General features: G+C 61.2%; 21 protein-coding genes. 6 read left to right on the plus strand and 15 right to left on the minus strand.

Annotated elements, in window-relative coordinates:
• Positions 1 to 272: 272 nt before the first annotated feature.
• The gene (mobF, locus tag AC1DBN_RS16945) at positions 273 to 3,830 is read left to right on the plus strand and encodes a MobF family relaxase (protein WP_477723728.1); all 3,558 of its coding nucleotides are present in this window, start codon (positions 273 to 275) and stop codon (positions 3,828 to 3,830) included.
• 650 nt (positions 3,831 to 4,480) lie between these two features.
• A complete protein-coding gene (locus AC1DBN_RS16950; protein WP_156368475.1) occupies positions 4,481 to 4,765 on the plus strand; it encodes a hypothetical protein in 285 nt (94 codons plus the stop codon).
• Between the two features lie 154 nt (positions 4,766 to 4,919).
• On the opposite strand, the gene AC1DBN_RS16955 is transcribed toward AC1DBN_RS16950, so the two are convergent.
• The 8 genes from AC1DBN_RS16955 to AC1DBN_RS16990 all read right to left on the minus strand — a co-directional run bounded on the left by AC1DBN_RS16955 (position 4,920) and on the right by AC1DBN_RS16990 (position 13,602).
• Positions 4,920 to 5,414, minus strand: coding sequence for a single-stranded DNA-binding protein (locus AC1DBN_RS16955; protein WP_477723729.1), 495 nt, complete (start codon positions 5,412 to 5,414; stop codon positions 4,920 to 4,922).
• A 56-nt stretch (positions 5,415 to 5,470) separates the two neighbouring features.
• The gene (locus AC1DBN_RS16960) at positions 5,471 to 6,616 is read right to left on the minus strand and encodes an ArdC-like ssDNA-binding domain-containing protein (RefSeq protein ID WP_477723730.1); all 1,146 of its coding nucleotides are present in this window, start codon (positions 6,614 to 6,616) and stop codon (positions 5,471 to 5,473) included.
• An 83-nt stretch (positions 6,617 to 6,699) separates the two neighbouring features.
• Entirely contained in the window at positions 6,700 to 7,212 is a 513-nt protein-coding gene (locus AC1DBN_RS16965; RefSeq protein WP_477723731.1) for a hypothetical protein, read from the minus strand.
• Complete coding sequence (locus AC1DBN_RS16970) at positions 7,199 to 8,746, minus strand: type IV secretory system conjugative DNA transfer family protein (RefSeq protein ID WP_477723732.1); 1,548 nt, start codon at positions 8,744 to 8,746, stop codon at positions 7,199 to 7,201. Before AC1DBN_RS16970 ends, AC1DBN_RS16965 begins: the two co-directional genes overlap by 14 nt.
• A gap of 272 nt (positions 8,747 to 9,018) precedes the next feature.
• The gene (locus AC1DBN_RS16975; RefSeq protein WP_477723733.1) at positions 9,019 to 10,233 is read right to left on the minus strand and encodes an ATP-binding protein; all 1,215 of its coding nucleotides are present in this window, start codon (positions 10,231 to 10,233) and stop codon (positions 9,019 to 9,021) included.
• A 218-nt stretch (positions 10,234 to 10,451) separates the two neighbouring features.
• Positions 10,452 to 11,945 (minus strand): SCO6880 family protein, encoded by a 1,494-nt coding sequence (locus AC1DBN_RS16980; RefSeq protein ID WP_477723758.1) that lies wholly within the window; start codon positions 11,943 to 11,945, stop codon positions 10,452 to 10,454.
• Positions 11,938 to 13,311, minus strand: a complete 1,374-nt coding sequence (locus AC1DBN_RS16985) for a type IV secretion system protein (RefSeq protein ID WP_477723734.1) — start codon at positions 13,309 to 13,311, stop codon at positions 11,938 to 11,940. The genes AC1DBN_RS16980 and AC1DBN_RS16985 overlap by 8 nt, the downstream gene beginning before the upstream one ends.
• 3 nt (positions 13,312 to 13,314) lie before the next feature.
• Positions 13,315 to 13,602 (minus strand): hypothetical protein, encoded by a 288-nt coding sequence (locus tag AC1DBN_RS16990; protein ID WP_056393728.1) that lies wholly within the window; start codon positions 13,600 to 13,602, stop codon positions 13,315 to 13,317.
• Between the two features lie 756 nt (positions 13,603 to 14,358).
• Between AC1DBN_RS16990 and AC1DBN_RS16995 the strand changes: the two genes are divergently transcribed.
• The gene (locus AC1DBN_RS16995; RefSeq protein ID WP_477723735.1) at positions 14,359 to 14,541 is read left to right on the plus strand and encodes a hypothetical protein; all 183 of its coding nucleotides are present in this window, start codon (positions 14,359 to 14,361) and stop codon (positions 14,539 to 14,541) included.
• 124 nt (positions 14,542 to 14,665) lie between these two features.
• Here AC1DBN_RS16995 and AC1DBN_RS17000 read toward each other — a convergent pair whose 3' ends face one another.
• Both AC1DBN_RS17000 and AC1DBN_RS17005 read right to left on the minus strand, forming a co-directional pair.
• Positions 14,666 to 14,857 carry a hypothetical protein gene (locus tag AC1DBN_RS17000; RefSeq protein WP_477723736.1) on the minus strand — a complete coding sequence of 64 codons (192 nt, stop codon included), beginning with the start codon at positions 14,855 to 14,857 and terminating at the stop codon, positions 14,666 to 14,668.
• Between the two features lie 37 nt (positions 14,858 to 14,894).
• Complete coding sequence (locus tag AC1DBN_RS17005; RefSeq protein WP_477723737.1) at positions 14,895 to 15,650, minus strand: GAF domain-containing protein; 756 nt, start codon at positions 15,648 to 15,650, stop codon at positions 14,895 to 14,897.
• A 192-nt stretch (positions 15,651 to 15,842) separates the two neighbouring features.
• Here AC1DBN_RS17005 and AC1DBN_RS17010 point away from each other — a divergent pair, with 192 nt between their 5' ends.
• A complete protein-coding gene (locus AC1DBN_RS17010) occupies positions 15,843 to 16,052 on the plus strand; it encodes a hypothetical protein (protein ID WP_477723738.1) in 210 nt (69 codons plus the stop codon).
• A gap of 958 nt (positions 16,053 to 17,010) precedes the next feature.
• Here AC1DBN_RS17010 and AC1DBN_RS17015 read toward each other — a convergent pair.
• The 3 genes from AC1DBN_RS17015 to AC1DBN_RS17025 all read right to left on the minus strand — a co-directional run bounded on the left by AC1DBN_RS17015 (position 17,011) and on the right by AC1DBN_RS17025 (position 19,765).
• Positions 17,011 to 18,132: a C40 family peptidase gene (locus tag AC1DBN_RS17015; protein ID WP_477723739.1), complete on the minus strand. Its 1,122-nt coding sequence runs from the start codon at positions 18,130 to 18,132 to the stop codon at positions 17,011 to 17,013.
• Positions 18,132 to 18,605 carry a hypothetical protein gene (locus AC1DBN_RS17020; RefSeq protein ID WP_477723740.1) on the minus strand — a complete coding sequence of 158 codons (474 nt, stop codon included), beginning with the start codon at positions 18,603 to 18,605 and terminating at the stop codon, positions 18,132 to 18,134. The genes AC1DBN_RS17015 and AC1DBN_RS17020 overlap by 1 nt, the downstream gene beginning before the upstream one ends.
• Positions 18,606 to 18,871: 266 nt before the next feature.
• Entirely contained in the window at positions 18,872 to 19,765 is an 894-nt protein-coding gene (locus AC1DBN_RS17025) for a hypothetical protein (RefSeq protein ID WP_477723741.1), read from the minus strand.
• Between the two features lie 186 nt (positions 19,766 to 19,951).
• Here AC1DBN_RS17025 and AC1DBN_RS17030 point away from each other — a divergent pair, with 186 nt between their 5' ends.
• Positions 19,952 to 20,275, plus strand: a complete 324-nt coding sequence (locus tag AC1DBN_RS17030) for an ArsR/SmtB family transcription factor (RefSeq protein ID WP_477723742.1) — start codon at positions 19,952 to 19,954, stop codon at positions 20,273 to 20,275.
• Between the two features lie 32 nt (positions 20,276 to 20,307).
• Here AC1DBN_RS17030 and AC1DBN_RS17035 read toward each other — a convergent pair whose 3' ends face one another.
• A complete protein-coding gene (locus tag AC1DBN_RS17035; protein ID WP_477723743.1) occupies positions 20,308 to 20,793 on the minus strand; it encodes a hypothetical protein in 486 nt (161 codons plus the stop codon).
• Positions 20,794 to 21,000: 207 nt separating this feature from the next.
• On the opposite strand from AC1DBN_RS17035, the gene AC1DBN_RS17040 reads away from it, so the two are divergent.
• Positions 21,001 to 21,294, plus strand: a complete 294-nt coding sequence (locus AC1DBN_RS17040) for an ArsR/SmtB family transcription factor (protein WP_477723759.1) — start codon at positions 21,001 to 21,003, stop codon at positions 21,292 to 21,294.
• On the opposite strand, the gene AC1DBN_RS17045 is transcribed toward AC1DBN_RS17040, so the two are convergent.
• Complete coding sequence (locus AC1DBN_RS17045; protein WP_477723744.1) at positions 21,213 to 22,328, minus strand: alpha/beta hydrolase family protein; 1,116 nt, start codon at positions 22,326 to 22,328, stop codon at positions 21,213 to 21,215. The genes AC1DBN_RS17040 and AC1DBN_RS17045 overlap by 82 nt on opposite strands.
• Between the last annotated feature and the right edge of the window lie 30 nt (positions 22,329 to 22,358).

Genomic DNA, 22,358 nt, shown 5'->3' on the forward strand with positions numbered 1-22,358 from the left:
ATAATTCAGTCCAAGCTCCGGTCACAGGCCGCGCAAATTGACCGGCTTGAGGGCGAGAACTCGGAGCAGCGCCAGAGCATTAATCTTCTGCAGTCAGAAGTCGCGCGGTTAAAACGAGCTCAACAAATCAATGTCCAGGACCTCGCGCACGCTGCGGCATGGCTCGTCTCGATGTCCCGAGCTAAGGGGATCGCTCTAGACGTGCGCACCCTGGAAATCCTGAGACGGCGGGGATGGGATCCGACGCTGCGCCAGGCCGGAGCACCACGGTCATGACCATGTCCATCGCGCGGCTCTCGGCACCGTCCGGTCTCCGCTACCTGTTCAAGACAACGATGATGGATGACCTCTCCACCACTCCCCGCGACGCCACCACGTACTACATGAGGGCAGGTACCCCCGAAGGCCGGTGGATCGGCAGCGGACTCAATGGCATCAACAAAGAAGCTGGGGACGTCGTCACAGAAACCGATGCACGGGCCGTCTTCGATTTGGCGACTCACCCCAATAACGGCACTCCCCTGGGCCGCCCACACAACCGACCCATCGCCGTCGAGAACAAGAACGGTCCGCCCGCCACGCGTCACGCCGTAGTCGGCTTCGACCTAACCTTCAGCGTGCCAAAGTCCGTGTCCGTCCTCTGGGCGCTTAGCCCCCGCAGCACGCAAGAGCGGATCCTGCGCACCCACCATGACGCCGTGGAAGCAACCCTTGCCTGGCTCGAGGAGAACGTCCTCCACACACGTGCCGGACGCAATGGTGTCGCCCACCTCGGCACGCGGGGCGCCGTCGCTGCCTCCTTCGATCACTGGGAATCACGCACCGGCGACCCACAGCTCCACACCCATCTGGTGATCGCCAACCGCGTTCAGCGCATCACCGACGGCGCCTGGGCCACCTTGGACTCCCGCACCCTGTACAAAGCCGCCGTTTCCGCCAGTGAACACTACAACGGACTCCTCTTCGACGCCCTCCATCAGGAACTTGGAACCGACACCGACATCCGCATTCCCATCACGACCACTCACAACCCCAGCCAACAGCTGACCGGTGTCGACGACGAACTCATCCGAGAATTCTCCAACCGCTCGCGACTCATCAACGTGGAGACAGACCGACTCGTGGCCGAATGGATCGAGCAACACCGCCATCCCCCGACAGCCACAACAGTCATCAAGCTCCGCCAGCAGGCCACATTGGCTACCCGCGCACCAAAGACCGAACTCCCCACACCGTTACACCGACTCTCCGAACAGTGGCGGACACGCGCCGTCGAGAAGGGATTCCGGCCGTCCGAGGTCCTCGCCGCCACCATCAACCGCTCCCAGCTTTCGCCGTTCACTTCCACTGATTTCGCTGCCGATTGGATCAACGCCGTCGCTACCCTCACCAGGGAAAGGGTCGCCGCGAAGCGCTCAACCTGGAATCGCTGGAATCTCCTGGCCGAAGCCGAACGGGTCTGCGCCCAGATTCGCTGCCGCACCTCTTCTGACCGGGCGGCCCTGATGGATGCCGTTGCTACCGCCGCTGAACGACAGTCCGTCGCCCTCAACGAATACCGCTACACCGTCCGTCCAGACGCAGCACTGGACCTAAGACTTGGGCAGCAAAGCTGCTTCGACTTCCAGGGATCGCGCCTGTACACCGATGCCACTACGCTCGCCTCTGAGGACGTCATTATGGCGGCAAGGAACGACGACGGCGGCCCAGCGGTCCGCGCGGACGTCACCATGGATGCGCTGGACAACGCTCATCGCTCCGAGAAATCGGCGCTGCACACCGACCAGCGTGCCGCCGTCGCCGACGTCGTCCTGAGCGGTAACCGCCTCGACGCCATCGTCGGCCCTGCAGGGACGGGAAAGACAACGACGCTCGGCGTGGTCAAAACAGTATGGGAAGCCGAGTACGGTGCCGGAAGTGTCATTGGGTTGGCGCCGGCAGCAGCGAGTGCCGACGTGTTGGGCCGCGAACTGGGGATGGCAACAGAGAACGTGTCGAAGTGGCTTCATGAGTCGGTGGGTCCAGGTGCAGGCATGAGAGCTGAACGTTTCCTCGGCGTCCAAGCTCGCCTGGCCGATACCCCTATCGGCGAGCGCCGGAGCATCGCATACGCGCAGGAAGCCACCCGCCTCGCTGCCACCCAGCACCGGTGGTCATTCCAATACAACCAACTCGTTGTCGTCGACGAGGCTTCCATGGTCTCCACCTTTCAGCTCGCTGCCCTCGTACGGCAGGCCCAGGATGCCGGGGCGAAGATTTTGCTGGTGGGTGACCCCGGCCAACTGGATGCGATCGACGCCGGCGGTGTCCTCGGCTGGCTGGACCGGCAAGGAAGGGCTTCTCGCCTCAGCACCATCTGGAGGTTCCACGAAGAGTGGGAACGGACATCCTCCCTCAAGCTGCGGACGGGAGACTACTCGGCGATCGCTGACTACGAGCAGCATCAGCGGACCCGGCACGGCACCTACCTGAACATGCTCGACAAGGCCTACCTTGCGTGGCAGGCCGACAGCCGGGCAGGCAAATCATCCATCCTCATCGCCGCGGACAATGAGACCGTCAGCATGCTCAACGAACGCGCCCAAGCTGACTTGGTGGCCCAAGGAACGGTGGACGCCGAGCTGACAGTTCAGCTTGCCGATGGCTTACGAGCCGGTTCAGGCGACACGATTATCGCCCGCGGAAACAACCGCCGGCTCATCGACAGCGACGAGGACTTTGTCCGGAACGGAACGCTCTACGACGTCGAAGGCGTCCACCGTGACGGCTCTGTTCTCGCTGTGCGGCGGGAGACAGGCGCACGGGTCGAGCTTCCGCGCACGTATCTCGAGTCGCACGTCGAGTTGGGGTATGCGACCACCGCTCACCGTTCCCAGGGTGTCACGGTCGACACCGGGCACACGGTAGTGACTCAAGGCCGGCTTACCCGCGAATTGCTGTACGTCAGCATGACGCGGGGACGGTCCGGCAACTTCGCATACGTGAGTGAAGGCGACGACGTTGACCATCCTGTCGTAGATCCCTCACTTCAGTTGTCGTGGCGGAGCATTCTGGCGGAGGTCCTAGCAGCCGAAGGTGCTGAGCGGACCGCGCATGAAGTGCGGGAGGCCGAGCGAGTGAAGTCCGACAGCCTTGAGCGGCTCTACTCCGAGTACGACTACTTGGCGCAGCTCGCTGCCAGTCACGATCTTCGGCAATGCCTAGAGAAGCAACCGATTGACGTGTTTCCCGACTATGATCAGTCGCCCTCGTGGGGCGCTGCTGTGGCGGCTTGGCGAAAAGCCACAGCGGTCAGCCGTCAGAGTGCCGAAGCCGTGTTAGTCCGAACTCTTCGTACCATCGCCACAGCGAATGATCCCGTTGCTGTCCTCAGCATGCGGTTGCGTCAGTTTTCAGGAGGAATGCCGACCTCGGTAAAGGAACCTTTGGAAGAGGTGCTTGAAATCTCCCGCCCGGATTTGGCGGCGTTGGTCGAACAGGTCCGCCACCGGATCCGGCAGCGGACGGAAAATGTGATGATGGCCGCCTTAACGGAAGAACCCGCATGGAAGCACTGCCTGGACTCGCTGGTCGGCAGCGGTGCGGTGTCGGGCGAGCTGAGTGGTGAGATTGCCGTCTATCGGGATCGATGGGGAGTACTGCAGCCCGACCTTCCCTTGGGACCGAAACCAGCCGACTACGATTGGGAACAGCAGACTCATTGGGCAAGGCTCCAGCTAGCGATTGAGGGAACCCGAGGACTTATAGGTACAGCGAAGCCAGCTTCAACCGTCGTGGATGTTCCACTCGGCGGCCGCGCCCTACTTACTACCGCCGGCTGGCAGCTCTAAGCTGATCTAAGAGGCAATGTCATGGCTGGGAACCCCGCAGTGAAACCCGTAGTTGCGACAGCCGGGCTGGTAGCGACCAGTTCGGCTGCCCTCATCTTTCTTGTCCTGGCAATCGTTTACATTCCCGCAGCAGAACTACCTCTTGCGCCAAAGATGGTAGCCGCTGCACTCCCCTTGGCCGCGACTCTATTCGCGGGCTTCCTGTGGTGGAGCCGAGCCAAACGACGCCGCACGTGGGAGGCCACCGCAGCGGAACAGTGGCGGTCCTTCAATAATGCGAAGCGGGCCGGAGGTACCACCACCGAAGTAACCCTGCTTAGTGTCGACGCTGTCCAACCCACTGGTTCCTGGGTCACCGTAGCGTGGAATCGCTTCAATCACGTTCAGCCCGCCTGGCTGGAATCGCTTCAGGAACCAATCTGGCCTGGATCTGTCCTGCTCATCTCCCCCGACCCGGCGCAAGTAATGCCTGGTGCGCCCTGGCCCGACGCTTATCTTATTCGCGCTGTTGATTGTCTGGCTTGGGCGCCTGCTGAAGGGCGCCCCTCAGTACAGCAGCCGTCGTCAACTTTCAGGGTGCGCCATCCGTAGGTTCCCTCGAAACAACGCCCCTAGGCAGCTATTCGAACATATGTTCTATACTTGTTTTCGTGATTAAGTCCGGCTCTCCCGAAGATTTGGAGCGAATGATGGCTCGGATGGATGCCGAGGCCACTCGCCCCATAGATGACCCGGCTCCGATCCGCGACTTTCCCAAATACGGCCGGCCTTTGATCTATGTCGGAGGGATTTACGGCAAAGCTGTGGGCTGGACCCACAAATACGGACTCATCGAATGGCTGGATTCCTCCGGCAAGTACCATATGGGCTGGGCGCACTCCTCAAGCATCAAGCGTGTGCAGCCGGAAGAGTGGAAGGGCAGCAGTCGGCTGTAGCGTCCAGCGACCAAGCCGCAGAGCAAACAGTCCGTCGAGCTGACACATAAAGCACTGGCCTGGTCCTCCACTGGGAGGACCCGGCCAGCTTCCGTTCGGTAGATGATGTTCGGTGATGACGGCTATCCGTAGGTTCGACGCCGGATTCGACGGTTCAGAGGCTGATGTCAGTCCGCGCCGCCCTGCCGGAAGTGGCCAAGGCCACCGGCCATTTGGCCGTGACTGTGTAGGGGGTTGCCTCAGTAACGGCCTGCAAACCGGCGGAAGCAGTCGCCTCAGGTTCGCCGGCTCGCGGCGAACGCTGGTAAGTGGCTGTCCCGAAACGGAGGTCAGGGCCAATCGTCTCAGCGACGATGCGCCGGGCTTCCCTCCGCTCTCCATCCTTGTCGAAAGAACGGAACTCGAGTTCACCGGACACCGTCACGGGGTCCCCCTTCTTCAGGGAGTTTGAGGCATTTTCGGCGAGCGCGCGGAACGCTGAGACGTTGTGGAAGACAGGCTCGCCGTCCTGCCACGATCCGTCTGCTCCTTGCATACGTTGGTTCACAGCTACCCGCAGTTTGGCGTGCGCCACACCGGACTCACCGTAGGTGAGCTCCGGGTCCGCGACGAGGTTGCCAACGATGTTGACCGGAATCTTGGTACTCATCTTTTCTGTCCTTTCATTCGCAGACGGGGCTTTCCCGTCCAACGCTTCTGAGTGCCTTACGGGCCCGCGATCTCCAGGCCGCGCGACGGCCGGGGTTGGTTCATGCCCGCGTAGGAATCCTGGCCTTTGACCAGCGGAGCGGCTTCAACCCCTGGAGCCTTCCCACCGGGCCCCGGAGGATCAGTTACTTCGAGAATCTCCTTGCTCGCTGCAGTGACACGGCCAAGCACAGACTTCGCAATGTCCACACGCGAGGAAGCCGGCTTCCCGGAGGAGGCGCCAGATGCAGAGTGCTCCGCCTCAATCACGGCGTCAGCCCAGCCGGACAAGTAGCTGGCCGACTGGGGACCGCGGTCAATTCCATGAGCCTTCAGCACGGTGTAGGCAACTGACTCGGCCTCGACTTCGGCCAGTCCACGGTGGTCCACGCTGCTCCCATAGAGCTTGCCCACTTTGTCATCCGGCCCATGAAGCAGCACGTGCCCGAGCTCATGTGCCAGCACAGCGCTGCGCTCTACGGCATTCAGCCAGCCGCCTACCTGAACCCTGCGTTGGGCAAAGTCGGTAAAGCCACTGGTAAGCCCGTACTGCGCATCGGTCACGTCCACCGAGAAGCCGTGCACCCGAGCAACTCCAGCCAATGAATTCCACAGTTGTGGAGCCACAGTGGAGGAAACCCCTGTCGGCCTCGGGACCAGCAGAGGCGCACCCTCCGTCTGGGAAACATCGAAGACTGCCTGGCCGCGCCAACCGGTAATGAAGGTCTTCTTTCCTTCATCGATGGCACCATAGGGACACTTGTCACCCACAGGGACGCGCTGTCGCGTACCGTTGGGCAACAGCAGCTGTTGAACCCGGGCCGTCCTGGGCGCAATAACCCACAGAGCATGCTCGCCGCGGAGGACCGTGCGGCCGTGCCGCTCCCACTCCTTGTACCCGGCCACCAGCGTGGGCTCGTCAGTACCGCGCTGTGCCATCTGCATCATCAGCAGGGCGACGTTTCCCCCTGAGTAGCGCCACAGGGTGGCGGAGGCATCGAGGAGAACCTGCCAGCGCGAGGGAGACTCTACTGCCTCTTCAAGAATCGAATGCAGGCCGTCCATCAACAGAGCGACGCGCTCCTCCGGAGGCATGTGTCGCGCTTCCAGCGCGGAAGTCAGGACAGGCGAGGTACTTGCGGGGACCTCAGGTGAAGCGGCCACGACAGCCACCCTTCTTCTTCTTGGACCGCAGCGTTACTGCGCAGGCATCTGTACATGGCCCCAGCTACCGTGAGCGACATGATTCAGAAGTCGGGAACCAGCTGATGTGCGGCTTTGCACCATTCGAGGAAGGCAGGGTCGTCGTTTGCGAGGACACGTGGGGCAGGTTCCTTGTGCGTCTGCAGCCCGACGCATCCTGCCGTTCTGGTATGAATTCTCAGGCGTTCGACGGCGTGAGGGAGCCTTTCGTGAAAGGCCAGCGGTCCGAAGCCCGGGTCATCGGGCGTGTAAGAGGCGAGCTCCGCGCGCTGCAGTGCGTATAACTCAGCCACAATCTCAGGGTGCCGCCACCAACAATCCGGCACGATCGACGTCGTGAACTGATAGGTGGCCACGAGCCATTGAACCCAGGCAAAGAGTGATTGCCACACATCCTGGGCCTGCTCCGCAGTCATGTCCCGCCAGCGCCGGGTCATACTTTTCGGGGTGGCGGGGGATGTGAACGCGGACCGAAACAGCTGTGCGGTGATCTCGTCGTCACCGAAGTGTCCCGCAGACGGAACATCGAACTCGTCAGTGTTGTCATGGCTGCGCATCAGGCATCTCCTCAGTCTTCTGCTGGCGTAGCCTGTGGCCCTCCGCCAACAGGGCCTCCATCTCGGCTTTCAGGCGACGCAGCTCCCCCGCGTCCTTGCGCTTGTGCCACTCCAGCAGATCGAGCAAGATAGGCCGGGTTCGTCGGCCAAGCATCAGAGCGGTGCCAGCGGGGAGACGTCGGATCTCGTCGAGCGCGATCACTGGGGTTTCACGTATCTGCTCTCCGTCCTGGCGGCCCTGGGACGACCAGGATCGTGTGGTGAGCGTGAGGCTGCGCTCACCGAGCAATCCGGCGAGTGAACGGAGATCCCGTTCGTCCGATCCGCCGCCGAAGATCACCTTGATAATGGCCGAGTCCCAGATCGTCGCCGCCTCATCGATTGACCATCCGGAACGCGCCTGGGACAGTGACTGCAAGACCACGAGGGTTGAGATGCCGATACCTCCGCCGTCGGACAGTGCCACCGGAAGTCCCGGCCATGGGGCCAAGTTGGCAATTTCATCGAGGATCAGGGAAAGTGGGGGCTCCAACCGTCCACCGGCAGAAACGAAGGCCATCTCACGTGCTGCGTTGTCGATGTCGTCGATCAGGGCAGACAGGTACGGTCCCGCAGCGGCCGCTCCTGCTCGGGTACCGATCAGGTAGAGGGTGCCGCGCTCGCGGATGAACATCTTGGGATCGAACTCTTCAGACTCGTCCTGCGGGTTCAAAGCAGCGAGAACTTTCGGCGATGACAGAGGTGCGACGGCGGCCGAGACACCGATCCATGAGTTGGACGTATTGCGCGGGTCGTCTTCGAGGATGCCCATCAGGTCCGCCTGCCACCCCATCGCCGCCCCTGGCCGGCCGAGAACGTCGAGCGCCTCCCGAGCCAACACCGGGCTGGAAGACCACCGCCGGAATGCATCCACTCCCTCGCCGCCCAGAGCAGCAGCGTGGAGCAGGCACTGGAGAACCATCAGCGAGCGCTTCTGCCAGGCGGCGTTCTCGCCTTTCATCTCCGTATCCGCAGTGATGACCAGCGCTCGCCGGGTGGCAACGTCCGGGTCCTGGCACCCGCGGACGGGCGACCAGCGCAGTGACGACGGAATGCCCGACATTCCTTGCGGGTCAAAGACCGTCACAGGACGGCCGCCGGATGCTCGCGCTTTCATCGTCACCACCAGGTTGTCTGCGCGCGTTGACGTAGTAACCACTGCCCCGGGCGCGTCAAGGATGGCGTTAATGACCACGTAGAGGCCCTTGCCGGATCTCGGCGCGCCCTGGATCACCATCGATTCTTCGGTTGAGACATGAACGGTGATCCCCCGGGAACGGCCCAACGTCCAAGAGACATCCTGCACAGACGGGTTCACCAGCCCCGGGCGCGTGAACTTGCCCCGCTTCCGCACAGCCCTTGCCCCGAAGTCGTGGAGGATCTCGGCCCGCCGCGCGACGCCGTCGCGGTTCAGGATGTCCTGCCGCAGCCAACCGCCAGACTGCCTCCAACTACGCCAAGCGACCAGCGCGCCGACGGCGAGCGCGCTGGCCACAACTACGGTAGGCGCCAGAACCCACCAAACACTCTCAGTACCAACTGCACAACCCGGCCGGCGGGCAACGATCAAGTCCATCCTGTCGACCAGGAGTCCGACGGCGGCCGCAGGGTTGAACGGCGACGGCGGCGTATTGCCACATCGCCACGAGACCACCAGGTGTGCTGCCGCCTGAATCACTGCACAGAGAACTACGTAGGCTGCGGCCCCGACGAGGGCCGCCGTCACCAGAGGATTTTCGGCTACAGCCCGCGAGCTGCCCGGCCTTCTCACAGCATCCTGTCGTCAGTGCCGAAGACCGCTAGTTCGTCAGTGGTCACCCTGTTGGCCACGATGAAGGAACGGTTGCCTACTTTCCAGAGCCCGACACCTTTCGGCAGGTTCTCTACATGCTCACACTCGGCCTCGGTCAGTCCCAGAGCTTCCTTCGTCAGCCGCATGGCGTCGTGCTTTTGCCGGTAGATGATCCTGGTGTCAGCCTCCGTCAGCAGGCCAAGGGCTTTCTGCCGGTGCCCGCTGGTGCTGTCCCCGATCTCGTTGAGGTCGGCGACCTTGTGCATGATCAGCAGGTTGGCGATTCCATAGGTTCTGGCCAGCCGCCACTGCTCGCTCATCTTCGCCAACATGTACGGATCGGCGAGCATCCGCCACCCCTCGTCGTACACGACGAGGCGCTTCCCGCCCTCGGGATTTGTAATGGCGGCTTCCAGCCACGTGGCGCCGCAGGCTGCGGCCAGAGAAAGCGCCTGCTCTGATGAACCAATCAGGGCAGAAGTGTCCATCACCATCATCGGCGCGTCCGCGTCGAATGCGACAGTGGATGGCGCGTCGAACATGCCTTCGAGGTCCCCTGAAACGGTTCGTCGCAGTGAATGGCTAACGGCGGTTCCGCCCTCCGTGCCCACTAGAGCCACCATCTCCTTGGATGGCTTGAGCAGGTGATCGAGCACCATGGGCAGTGTTGGGTTAGAGTTCTCCGCCATGGATTCCATGAGCGCTATGTCTAAGGCCGTGTGCTCCACAGGGCGGAGGGGCATGCCTTGCCGCATGAGTGAAACGAGGGCGACCAGAAGATAGCGACGGCGTTGTCGCACCACAGCTTGCCATTGCGCCTCGGTCAGGGCGCTGGAGCGGGGTCCCGCATCGAGCGGATTGACCCTTGCAGGACGGCCGGGACCGACCGAGATTACCTTTCCGCCAACAGCTTTGGCGACGGAGACCCACTCGCCTTTTGGATCGGATGCGACGGCGGCCTTTCGTCCCAGGGTTATCGAGCGCGTCACCAGCGACTTGCCGCACATCGATTTACCGGTGCCAACTGTTCCGATTACGACGATAGAGGGACCGCTGATAATCCCCTTGTCGTAAAGGATCCAGGGATCGTAGGAAAAGGCCCCGGAGCCGAAGACGTCGGTGCCGATGTAGGTGCCTTCGTGCCCGAGGCCTGACTCAGTGAGGAAAGGGTAGGCGGCAGCGAAGGTCATCGTTGAAGCCCTGTGCGGGGCAGGGCGCATACGGTGCGGACCACGCAGGGAGTTCGGATCATTACTCCCCCAGTCACCTGCCAAAGGGACCCCCGAAAGTCCTGATGGGCCTTCCCCGGCCAGCGCCTTAGCCCACGGTCCTGCGAATGGCGCGGGCCGCCGTCGTGCTTTCCGCTTCTTGCCCGAAGGAATGTACTCGACACTCTCCACAGTTTGCTTCACCGCAATCCCCTTCCCAGCGGAAGGCCGCCGGCCACGAACCCTGCCCATTGCTGCCCGTAGAGGAGCCGAAGTTCAACGAAGGCACCAGCGGCAGCGGACTCAAGTTCCTGGCGGTGCCGCGCCAGGTCTTCCAGCGACGTGGCCGTGATGGTTATGTACGCAGCAGGCCGCACATCGCCGTGCCCGGCGACAATCTCTTCTTCGCGCTGGCTCACTTCTTCCTCCTCGGCCTTTTGTTCACGGGTGAGTGGCCGGTCGAAACGCGCGTTGATCCGGCGGCGGGTTTCGTGGGCCTCTTGGGCCGAGCGGATGTCCCGCAAAGCTTCAGCCGTAGGCACTGCCCGCAGCACTTCGGTGAAGGTGTGGCGGAACTCGCCGACGTAGATCAGGGGGTGCAGGAAGCCAGGAAAGACCTTCTGCCGCGGCCACTCGGCAACCCAGAAGGTCTGGTGGAATCCGGAGTCGGTGTGCAGGTAGGTCCAGTGTTCCTCGACGGCCATCGGCCCCGGACCTTGAAGGTATTCCTGATCCCGGTTTGCGGCCCGGTCCAAGGGTGCGGCCTGCGCCTTGGGCTTGGCAGCCGGCGGAGCAGCGGGATCGAAGGCGCCGCGAATGATCCCAATCAGTTCAGGTTCTCCGATCCACTCCTCCACCTTGACGTTGTGGGTGCCCAGCGAGGTCTTTAGGGCTTCGACTTCAAGCCGGAGGACGTTCTCCAGACCAACCAGTCCCCCGCCTGACTCTTTGATGCGTCGACGAGTTCTACTGGTGTCCAGGACGAATGACACCAGGAGTTCGTGGCTCATGGTGGAGCCTGCCGCACCCAGCAAGTCCTCATAGGCGCGTTGTCCCCAAGTGGCTGTGCTGTCCGGTTCCGCCCCTATGGCGTTGTGCCGGTAATAGTCCCAGAGCGTCGACGATGGGTAGGGAACGGTGTAATCCTGGATGGCAATCCGCGACACTCCCGCGCGCTGAGCCAGTCCTGCTTGAACCCGTGACCATGCCTGCACAGCCCAGGCTTTATCGTCCGCGTCCAGGAGCGCAAAGGACCGAGTACTGCACCGCAGAACTGCGGTCGCTTCCTTTGCGTGGCTGTCGATGAGGAAGCAGGCACCGCGCGCTGTTGATCGAAGCTCCAGATTGCCTAAGCCGCCTGGCAGAGCAAGCCGACCAGTGAGTCGTGGCGATTCCGGCTTAGCGAGGAACTTTGTTTGCCCCACGACCACCCGGTAGAAGAACAAAGTGATCTGCTTCGCCCAGACCGGGAAAGGGATGCGTGAATACTGAAGGAGCCCGAGCAGGATCAAACTAAGCCACATAGGGCCGGAAGCGAAGAGACCGGCCGGGCCGCGGCTCGCTGAAGCCACAATGGCGACGGCAACTCCACCCGCCACGATCAGGAGTTGATACCACTTGAGCCCGAGGAAGAAGCCGCGGCGTTCGTATCTCGGAAACTTGACGGGTTCTAGGACGCGCGAATTTTCAGACATTAGGCGTGCCTCCCTTTGGAGGATCAATCCTTGGTGGACGTGGTTTCGACTGCTGGACCCGCGCCGTCCCACCTGCGCCCGTGGGCGGCTGCGCTCGCTGTTCGGTCGCTGCCTGCGTGGGTTGCTGCGAAGCTGCCCGTGTTGCTTTCGTTGGTTCAGACGGGCCCGAATGAAAGAACCCTTGGGGTGCCGCATTTTGGGTCTCCTCGGTGGAGCCAACGGAGGTTCTCATGCCAAGGGCTCGTCGATCCCCGTCGGGGCCCGTGGACGATGTCTTCTGTGCGACAGAAGGAGCTAGGGCCGCCTGCGTGGGGAAAACGCTTCTGCTTGAGCTGACAGGGCGGATCATGTTGGAGCGGCTAACCAGGTTCGCGAGCACCAGACGGCCGCCGACCTGACGACTGATCTGGCGCGCGGCCACGCTGCTGCTTCTAGACAGCATGTGACCGCCGCCCGCAGTTTGGGCCCCAGCGGCGAGCTCGCCGCCTGCGAAGCTCACCAGACGCATTGCCATGAGGGGTGCGCCACAGGCCAGAGCCATTCCTACGGTTCCCGCGGCGAGGCCCGCAAAGGACTTCGATTCGGCGAAGAGTTTAACCGCGACGGCCAGAACCGTTGCGGCCAACGGCTTCGCAATAACCAGGGCGATGACTACCTCGCACCAATGGCGAGCCCAGGACTTTGTCTTGTCCCAGGGCAACAACATGAGGGCAACCGGAGCGACGGCGGCCAGCACCACGAGCGCAAAGGAGCGGAAGATCATCGAGCACATCAGGATGAAGGCAAGTATCCAGACGATAATGACCGCCATTACCGTCACGACCACCGCACCCACTGGGCCCCCAGTCGTCCCAGGCGCCAGCGAGACCAAATTCCATTCCCGGCCACTTCCTTTCGGTGCGCGTTCGAAACCGAACAGCCTCATGAAAACTAGGTAAGGGTCGGAGCCGATCGAGCCAAGCAGGGCGGCCGCCGCTAGATCGGTTGCTCGTGTCAGCTGCCGGACAAGAAAGACTGCCGCCCCAACCATCGGTATCGCGGCAGCTCCACCGAGCATTGCTCGCCCGATCCTTCGCGGTTGCTGGCTGATTAGCCCGGAAAGCACCTGGAGAATCATCACGACGACGAGTGGCGTCAACATGACTACCACCCACCAACTCGTAAGTCCTTCTATGGATAGCCACTGGGAGTCGTCGACATCCGACACGGTGAAGGCTCCGGTGATAAAGGCCCAGAGCCAGGACGCCATGTTTTGGAGGATGTCGGCGAAGATCGAGGAGACCGCGCCTATGGCGTTGTCGTTCGCTTGGGAGACCACACCGCAGCCCGGTGGCCACCAACCATTGAGATCGCACTCAACGGGCATGATCTAGAACCCGAGTGGGAACGCTGTCTGTGACCAGAGGATGTAGCCGTTGATGCCGCCGAGTATGGCGGCAACCGGGCCCGTCCAGAGAAGGATCACGCCGCCGCCGGAGGCAAGGCGGGAGGACTGGCTAAGTTTGCCGGCCAGCAGCATCGCGGCGCCGATAATGGCCACGATCGCGATAATGATGAACGCGCCGACAAGGATGCCGCCGCCAATCTGTTTGAGCGATTCCAGGAATGGAAAACTTGCGTTCGGGGTGATCCCCGGGTCTACCGCTGCAAAGTACATGGGTGTTCCGTCCGTCGTATTCCATGAAGTGAGCAGATGAGCTCACCTGTTCATCGACGTTGGCGGATGGAGCGACATGACTGACCGTGGAACGGGCTTTGCCGATGGCAAGACACCAGTCGTGCGTTTACTTCAGGAAAACCCTTGAGCGGGGTATGGCGAGCTAGCTCATGCCGTCGGGATAGATTGGCAGCCCTTCGGTACCGGCCCCCTTGAGTCACCGTTCAGACTGGGCCAGCTTTGATGTACGTTCGGGAAGCAATGGGTTGAAATCCCACAGTCACCGCCCACGTAGCGAGGCCCCGAAAGACTTGAGACCCAAGAGTTCCAGGGCCCTCGGCATTGACAGAGCGGCGATCTGACAAGACTTTTCGGAAAGGGCGAAGTCCGACGGCAAATGCCCCGGGCGGGCACGGGCCTCTGAAGGCCCCAGGCGTCCGCCGGATTTCGGCAGTTCGGTGAGACGCCTGCAGCGTGCGCCCGCTGGTCCTGCAGGCAGCCCGGACATCCCGCCTGCCCTGTTGGACCTTGTTCCGGAGGACCGGTCGGGGAAGTTGGAACATCAGCGGTGGGCTGCGTGGGCGGCGGTCCGTTATTCGTGGGCTGAGGAAAACCTACCTGACGGCTACGAAGATATGCCTTACTTGGATGGCGTCGTTCCCGACCAGCCATGGTCAGAGGCGTTGAATGAACTTGAAGCACCCTAATCTAGGTTCGGGGGAAAGGCCCCTGACCGTAATTATCGAAGGAGCCACCATGGCCGACGACACAAAGACCATCGAAGACCTGACCACTGACGCCAAGGCAGCACTTCTGGAAGCAATCGCAAAGGCGGCGCCTAGCGCCAACGGCCGTGGCGTTGAGGGCCTAGAAAGCCTCGCCCGGGCATTTGCCGCCGTGGCCCCGGTGGGCCCGCGTAGAGGCGAACTGACGGACTAGACCCATAGCCCGGCGCGAATCTACCCTCTGAACTTGACGCTACGAAGGCGAAGTTCAGAACAATGAAGATAAAAGATATCCCCGGTGCCCACGCAGGGGCCCGGGGACATCTTCATGTTGCTGTTCAATCGCGTGGGTTCTTCTTCCACGGCCAGTCGAATCGATCTCTTTTGGCGAGCTCTTCCGAGACGCGGTCAGCTGCTCGTTTTTCAACCTTCTGGTAGTAGCCGTCGGCATCGTCCAGGACTTCTTCGGCGAGGTTGTGCCATTTACGTGCCGTTACGAAAGAGGATCGGGCTGGGTATGCGGTGGACATATCCTTGTCCTTTCATTTTGTGGCGGTCGGTTTCTATTCAGTTAGGGTTCGCTGTCGCGATACCAGAAGCCAACAACAGCCCAACGCACCGAACGAACATTTCGTCGTTTGCGGTGAGCTCTCCCACCGTCGGTGCGTCTACTGTAAGCATGCCATAAACCCTCTGTTCACCACGTACAGGAACTGAAATAAATGTCCTGTAGTCGCGAACTCGGGACCTACTCCAACCGGGAAGGTCGCAGTCCTTGGTGTCCTTCACAAATATGGTTTCGTTGTCGCCTAGTGTCTTGAAGACGTAGTCACCCGCGTCAGAGCCCCGCGTGAACTCAGTTTTCGGCTTCGTGCCGCGGCCGGTGTAATGCGTAGCCGCGAGCCGCTCACGTTTGGCACCTTTACGCTCATGCACACGATAGTAGGTTGCCCGGACGCGACGTTGTCCTGCCATGTGCCGGGCTGCTTCGATTGCAACGCGAACCAAGGCCGATAGTTCCTTGTTTCGAGCTTCGCCTGGGGCAGACTCGCTGACGACCACGAGTTGCTGTAGCAGTGGCTCCAGTCCGTCCCCGATCTGCTCCTGATACTTCAGAAGGGCAGACTTCTCAGCCTTTTCATCCAGGTGTTTGAAGAACGGTACAGTCAGGGCGGCCAGGATTGCCGCGACCACGGACGCAACCATCCAGTACAAGTCACCCGTGGACTTGAACAGCGCTTGCAAGACGATGCCCAGCCCCGCGAGGAGGGCAACGACAGCAGGCGAGCGCCACTTTCTTATGAACTTCAGGACCGTCTCCAAGCCATACACCCCCGGGATCGTCCCGGGGATTCCCCAACAAGCTAGACGCGCCCGTGCATCTACGAGTTAGAACCGGAACGCAGGGGACAGCCAATAAAGAATACACGACGCCGAACAACGCCAACGACTCTTCGATATTCAGAAGAGCGCGAATGTCAGACCGTTCTGGTTGGCTGGAGTCGTAAGCACCGAATGGCGACTCCAACCAAAGGGAAAGGCTACGAACTTATGGTCAAGTTCAAAATCAACCACGATGTACCTGGTGCCGGCTTCTATCCCGACATCGAAGCCGCCTTCTTCAGAAAGGTCGAAGGCTACTTCTACTTCATGGATGACAACGAAATCGTTGTGGACTGCGTCGCTGAGGCTTTTGTCCGGCGGATCCACCGAGAAGAAAGCTAGGACGCCAGCTTGGGGGCCCGCGAACAGTACCTGGGCCCCCAAGTTTGTCGCCGGTCATCACGGGAATTTCGGTTCCGTGGGCAAAGCGTTGAGCTACTCAACCAGGTCATCGTGAGGGACGACGGGCTTCGCGTTCTCATAACCAGATAGCTGTTGGCGATCTGGTTCCTTAGCAAGGCTGGGCTACAACCCACTCTGGCTGCCGCCTCATCCAGGCTGTAGGCCAGCTTCCGGGTCGTGTGTGTCGAAAGGGCAGCAGCTCTCGTGCTCGAAATCTCGTCATTCAGTCGTCCGGCAAGACTGGCATTGCCCACGTTCTGCCCACACTTTGCCCACGGCTATTGGGGGGGGGTAGTAATGAATGTGAATCTAGCGGTGAGCGTTCTGGGTATCCTGTTCGCCAGTCTTCATGACCGCGTTGGCGGTGATTGCGGTGTACGTCCTCTTCGAGGCCATTATCTTCTCCGGCTGCGGATTGCCGAGCTGAAGCGGTCAGCACGAGCTGGGGACAGTTGATGCCCCAAGCTTAAACGCCTGGATTTTCCTTGCCGGCGTCCTGCTTCTGCCCGCTGGTGGTGGATGCATGGCATCGGTGGCCGGTTGTCAAAGCAGGAGTATCGGAACGATGAGGATCTCGACACACTCCTTTTCCTGGTCGGGGTTGCCGTCTTTCGAGGACTCAACAAATTTGACCTGCTCACCACCGCCGGCGACCCCGGGACGCCACGGGCCGATCAGATCCTATGACGCAGAGCAAGCGCCGGACCCCGTACCCGGAGTGGGTCTTGATGTACCGGCAGGTATCCCGGCCTCGAAGATTGCCGCCGTGACGCCCGTGGCGGAGTCAGTAATCCGTCACCAGGGAACCGGCTCCATTGAGCCTCTGGGGGAGCTGTTTGTTTGTTTGTTTGCTGATAAGCCCCGACTCCTGCAGATTCCCTGTTCTCCATTTGCTGGCTCAACGCGGAAGTAGGTCAAAGTAGGCCGTGCCGGAGTTCCAGATGATGGGATGCAAAAGTGTCCCAACCGCGGGATTCAACGCGCTGTACATCATGCCGTTACCGGCGTAGATGCCGACGTGGCCCCAGTTATCGGGTCCCTGCGGATTTTGGACCACGAGGTCTCCTTGTTGAGGAGCCTCCGTTCGGACACCCGCCCGCCACTGCTCGACCCTCGGCAGCTCGATTCCGGCCTGCCTGTAGATCCACTGCACATAGCCGGAGCAATCCCAGGCCCTAAAGGCAGTGCCGCCCCAGACGTATCGCCCGCCCAGGCCTTCCTGCGTGAATCTCAAAATGTCCTGCCTGAGCTGGCTCAAGTTGTGTGTAGATTCCGCAGACCGCGGCCCTTCCTGAGTAGGCACACAAGCGGCCGAAGCCGTGTCACCCTTAAGGGCCTCGACAATTGCCGTGGCCGCCGGTTCCCAACGAGCATAGAGCTCAGGAAACGCTGACACCTGGACGGCTTGAGCAGCATTTCCCATGTTCATGGCCTGCCATCCGGGAATGTCGAGCAGCCCTCGAGGACTGCCTCGATTTGGTCCCGACGGCCCTCCATAAAATGCCCGTGCGTTGTAGGTAGCGTCCATGAGCTGTTCAACGGTCCCCCAGCCTGCCGCCGGCCGCTGTTGGGCAGAGCCGATCGAGTCGTGGTCGCGGCCAAGACCATCATTCGGAAAGCCCAAGGAAGCCGGCACAGCTGGATTCGCGAGCATGCGCAGGCTCGACTCCTGCAGCGCCATCATGATGGCGATGATTTGCCCGGAGCGAGGGATGCCAATTTGCTTGCCAACCGCGATATAGGTGCGGGCGACGTTTTCCTGCCGAGCATTTAGCTCGTAGAGCAAATGATCCCCTTCGCGGATCTCCATCCCGGCACCGGTCGCCGTTGCCGTCGTGGTGACCTCAGTGCCTGTCGTTGTGCAGGCAACAGCAGAGCGGCCGGTCATGCTTGCGAGCACGGCAACGCTTGCAGCAAAAGCCATGATTCCAGCAAGCACCATTATTGCCGCAGCTGCGAAGATAACCCTCAGCACCGCCCGCCGTCGGACAACAATCGCCAGGGCAGCAAGAGCTGCCATCAGTAGACGATCCGCTCTGCGGTCGCATAGAACGCGACCACTGCGCAGCGGCCAGTTGGAGCAGTGGGCGCAGGCGGACAGTTGATTATCACCGTCACAGGTGCCGCATAAACACTTCTGCCGTTGCTCGTCTCGTCGACGACCTCCATAGTAACTGTGCACACATGCAAACCCTCCCACGGCGCCGGATACTCCTGGACCTTCGCCAACTCAAGATCACAGCGGAGGGACTGAGCGATACCAATTCGGCGGGCTGACTGGCTCGCCAGTTCCGTGAAGGTGCCGGCTGTCACGCCAGTCCCCTCGAACTCCCTGACAAGCGCCGACAACGGATTTGACCCGTCGGGAAGCAACTCCCACCACGAGCGCACCCGAGCGTAGACGTCCGAGTACGACGACGACCGGCTGTCCCAGGTGTAGATTCCCTTTGCTGCCGCCGCAGCCAAGGTCCGGTAGTCGCGAGTAGCCGGCATACCTTCCCCTGCAGCTTCCGCTAGGCTCGGCAAAACGGAACTGGCTGAGGGCTCGCTCCGAGCTGTTGAAGTGCCAGAAGGCGCCCGGGTGACGAGCGTGTCCTCGGACGGCAGTTGTGCGTGGTCCTGTTCAAGCTCAGTGCCCGGCCAAAGAAGAAATATGAGACTGACAATAACGAGGGCCACGAGCGCGATCGGGAGCCAAAGCCGGCGGCCAACTGCACCTAACAAAGTCATCGTCTACGGCTCCCGTAATCAGCCATGACCTAGACGGTTTGCCTGTTCTCCGTATGTTGGAGCACGCGCCAGGCGGCTCTATACAACTGCCGGGCAAAGCCGATGTTCACAGCGATGTACCTTTCAGAGACTCCGAGCTCCTGTGCCAAGGCCGCCATCTGCGCCGATCTCGGCAACCCCCGCAGCCCCGGGCGCACAATCGTCTCAGCGACTCTCCTGAGAACAACCGTTGGAAGGCAGTTCGCAGCACAACGGCAAAGACCATCGACGCTTGCCCCGGGAGCAGGATGGCAGTTGAGCGCTGCGTTGATCGTCATAGCGGTCTGCCTGACTACGGTTACCGCGTGCCAACGGCGTCTGTCACGCGGAGTCGGAGGCCCATAATGGCGGGGCCCAACCAAGCTGGACACGGCCAGCTGCCACGTTTCCTCTTTGACGTTGCGCTGAACCAGGCCAAGCATTGCCTGTGCCCAGGCCTGGTCCACATACTCTTCCGAGCTGTCCCAGTCCACTCCAGCCCCAAGAACGGCCAGCATTTCCGGCGAGGGTTCCGTCGTCGTGAAGTCCACCAGCAGTGGCATCGTCCGATGGCTGAGTTCACGTCGGACATGGGCGGCACAAATCTTGTTGCAAACTCCCTGCACCCAGGCTTCGAACGGGATCCCGGGAAGCTCCCGGTATCGTCCTTTAGCCACACCGTCCCAAACAGCAACCCGGATGTCCTGCATAACATCGTCCAAATCACAGGTTCGACCGATTCGCGCCAAGCGGGACACAACGTACCGCCGAACGCCCTCGACCGCGACCATGATCTGGTCGATGGGAATGACGCACTCCCCCGTCGTAGACGCCGCCCGCAGCGAGACGTCAACTGTTGCACCGGCGTCGCTGCTGGCCTGATACGAACTGGCTTCAATTTCCACGGCTTCACCGCTTTGAGTGTTCAGAACGAGTAGTTCGCAGAGTCACGCAATGCGCCACTCCTGGATGTGGATTTGGAGACCCCTCAACGTTCATCAGAAGCTATAGAAATTATTGTCGAAGATACTTAAAGTATCGTCAAGAGTGCCCTTCTTACTTTTTTTGCCCCCTTCGGGAAGAATGGCGCTATGCCGCGGATTACTCAGCCACACGACGCCGCTTGGTCGGCTGACGTTGAGGCTGCCGTTGCTACCTTCGGAAACAGGTCACGAAACGAGATCCTGCGGTTCCTGACCGCACGGGGACCGGCAACGCGTGGGGACATAGTCGCCGCCGTCAGCGCTGGCGAGCCGAGCGTTGCCAAACACCTCGCCGCCTTGGAGGACGCTGGGGTGGTGATTGTCGACGTCGAACCTGGGCGGCGCCACGGAAGGTCACCTCGCTACTCGGCGAACCCCGTTCGCATTAAGGAACTTCTTGACGCGCACCTGAAGTACTTGCTGGAGAAGTAGTAACTGTGGGGGCCGACGGAGGGTCGGCCCCTTTAGTCCGTCTGTTCCGGCTCCCGCCCAGGGTCCACACTTGAGGTTGCGGCTGCTTGCTCGCCTTCTGGCCGCCGGCTGATGTCCTTGTTCAGATACTCGGTGATCGCCCGAAGCGTCTCTGGTGAGACGTCCCCGAGCGTGCGGGCGGCAAACGTCTTCACCCTTGCCGCACGTAGAGATTTCACGAACTCAAGCTGCGAATCGATCCGTTCCGGCAAATCCGTCGCTTCGCCACCCGAAAGATACGCCGGGTCCACATTGAAAATCTCGCACAAAGCACCCAGAAGCGCGGGATCGCTCACCAGCCGCCCGGTACCGTCCTTCATATAGAACCAGCGGGCCCTGGAAAGCTTGATCCCTTTCTCCTGAAGCTTCTCCTGCACTTCGCGGAACGTGACGGGCTGCCCTCGCTCGGCAACAACAACGTCAAGCAAAAGGTTCAGGCGGCGGGCTAGCTCGGCCTGAGGCCTTTCTTCAGTAGCCATCGCTCACCTCCCCATCCACGCTGCTTGGCGATCGGCCGTCGCCTCTCTGGTGCCTAGTATTCCTTTGCCTAACAACCCTCGCAATAAGTCGACAAGACGGCTTCCTCAGGAGTACGTATGGGCGTATGGTTCTGCTGTAGACCCGTCTACAGAAGAACTAACAGCTTTCCTCGACACCTGGTTGTGGTCTCCATGGCGAACATTCTGATGAACCGGACACGAAGCCGCTTAGTGCGCTTCTTGATTGCCTGCGGCCCGGCTTCCTGCGGTGAGGCGGCGGCGGCCCTAGGCATGGCTCGGTCCACGGTCCGAAGACATATAGCCATGTTGTGCGAGGCTGGCATCATTACCGGAACGGCTACATTTCGTGTGGAGCCAGAACAAGTAGAAAGACAGCTTGCAGATCTCGAAACCACGTTTCAGACGGCTGGGATTGACTTCAAGAAGTGCGTTACGGACGCTTCCCACTCCTCCGTGGCCCCGTTCCATTCCAGCGAATGACCAGGCACATCGAAGCTCACCAATTGGACGAGGTCCGGCCGCAGATTCGCCAATTGCTTCGAGACAGTCACCGGCGTCGACTTGTCCTCGGTTCCGTGCAATATGAGGGTCGGCGTTTTAAGATCTTCAGCACGAGCCACCCAATTTAGCGCTGCAAGGTCCAGAGGCTGCCCGAGCCCAGTTATCCAGCGACCGGCTTTCGAAACCAAGAGGCGCAGCCCCACGCGTGTCACAAACTCCGGCAGTCCGTTGGCGTTGCCATTCGAAGTCAAAGTCCTTGCCCAGTCCAAGACTGGTGCCACGAGGACCAGGCCTACGATGCGGTCAGCGTGATCGGAGAGATTTGCTGCCCTCAGGGCCATAGACCCGCCCAAGGACCATCCGAACAACACGATCCGTTCAGCACCTTGGGCGACGGCGAACTTGATGGCTGCCTCCAGGTCAAGCCATTCGGTCTGGCCCAGTGAGTAGCGGGCATCGTTCGACGGCGGCGCGTCGCCGTCGTTGCGGTATGACACCACCAGTGATGTGAGACCGAGCTTGCTGGCCGCGGGGACCCCGCGGAGAGCACCAGCTCGTTTCCCACCCATTCCGTGCGCGTGGATGGCCCATGTTGTGCCGGCCGAATTGCTGGCCATGGATTCGAACTTCCATGCCGGCGCCAGTCCACCGGAGACGGATATTTTCACCTCTTCAAAGGGCAGTCCGAGCTGCTCCGGCCGCGAGTACGCGTAGCCACTCCAGATACCGGCCGTGGCAGAACGAAGATCACCCGCATCAACCCGCTCTACCTGTCGCGTCACCGTTCCCGCGTTGAGGTCGTCATCGACAATGGCTCCGATGCAGGCGTGGCCCTTGCCGCCGTCGAACCACAGGCTGTATCGGCCGGACACCGTCGTCAAAGGTGTCCGTGGAAGCGTTATGCTCAGCGCCCCATCGTCACCTTCAAACACTTTCCGGATGACAAGGTCTTCGCGGCGGGTAGTCGTGGGAATGACCACCCGCCGCGCAAAGTAGGCAGCACCGAAGAGCACCGTAGAAGCTGCACCTACTGCTCCGAGGGC

Source organism: Pseudarthrobacter sp. 10T415 (assembly GCF_056394175.1).

Excerpts from the sequence above, each read along its gene's own strand:
- mobF (WP_477723728.1), top strand. The coding sequence starts at position 273 with ATGACCATGTCCATCGCGCGGCTCTCGGCACCGTCCGGTCTCCGCTAC.
- AC1DBN_RS16955 (WP_477723729.1), bottom strand. The coding sequence starts at position 5,414 with ATGAGTACCAAGATTCCGGTCAACATCGTTGGCAACCTCGTCGCGGAC.
- AC1DBN_RS16965 (WP_477723731.1), bottom strand. The coding sequence starts at position 7,212 with ATGCGCAGCCATGACAACACTGACGAGTTCGATGTTCCGTCTGCGGGA.
- AC1DBN_RS16975 (WP_477723733.1), bottom strand. The coding sequence starts at position 10,233 with ATGACCTTCGCTGCCGCCTACCCTTTCCTCACTGAGTCAGGCCTCGGG.
- AC1DBN_RS16980 (WP_477723758.1), bottom strand. The coding sequence starts at position 11,945 with ATGTCTGAAAATTCGCGCGTCCTAGAACCCGTCAAGTTTCCGAGATAC.
- AC1DBN_RS16985 (WP_477723734.1), bottom strand. The coding sequence starts at position 13,311 with ATGCCCGTTGAGTGCGATCTCAATGGTTGGTGGCCACCGGGCTGCGGT.
- AC1DBN_RS16990 (WP_056393728.1), bottom strand. The coding sequence starts at position 13,602 with ATGTACTTTGCAGCGGTAGACCCGGGGATCACCCCGAACGCAAGTTTT.
- AC1DBN_RS16995 (WP_477723735.1), top strand. The coding sequence starts at position 14,359 with ATGGCCGACGACACAAAGACCATCGAAGACCTGACCACTGACGCCAAG.
- AC1DBN_RS17000 (WP_477723736.1), bottom strand. The coding sequence starts at position 14,857 with ATGTCCACCGCATACCCAGCCCGATCCTCTTTCGTAACGGCACGTAAA.
- AC1DBN_RS17010 (WP_477723738.1), top strand. The coding sequence starts at position 15,843 with ATGGCGACTCCAACCAAAGGGAAAGGCTACGAACTTATGGTCAAGTTC.
- AC1DBN_RS17015 (WP_477723739.1), bottom strand. The coding sequence starts at position 18,132 with ATGGCAGCTCTTGCTGCCCTGGCGATTGTTGTCCGACGGCGGGCGGTG.
- AC1DBN_RS17020 (WP_477723740.1), bottom strand. The coding sequence starts at position 18,605 with ATGCCGGCTACTCGCGACTACCGGACCTTGGCTGCGGCGGCAGCAAAG.
- AC1DBN_RS17030 (WP_477723742.1), top strand. The coding sequence starts at position 19,952 with ATGCCGCGGATTACTCAGCCACACGACGCCGCTTGGTCGGCTGACGTT.
- AC1DBN_RS17035 (WP_477723743.1), bottom strand. The coding sequence starts at position 20,793 with ATGGCTACTGAAGAAAGGCCTCAGGCCGAGCTAGCCCGCCGCCTGAAC.
- AC1DBN_RS17040 (WP_477723759.1), top strand. The coding sequence starts at position 21,001 with ATGAACCGGACACGAAGCCGCTTAGTGCGCTTCTTGATTGCCTGCGGC.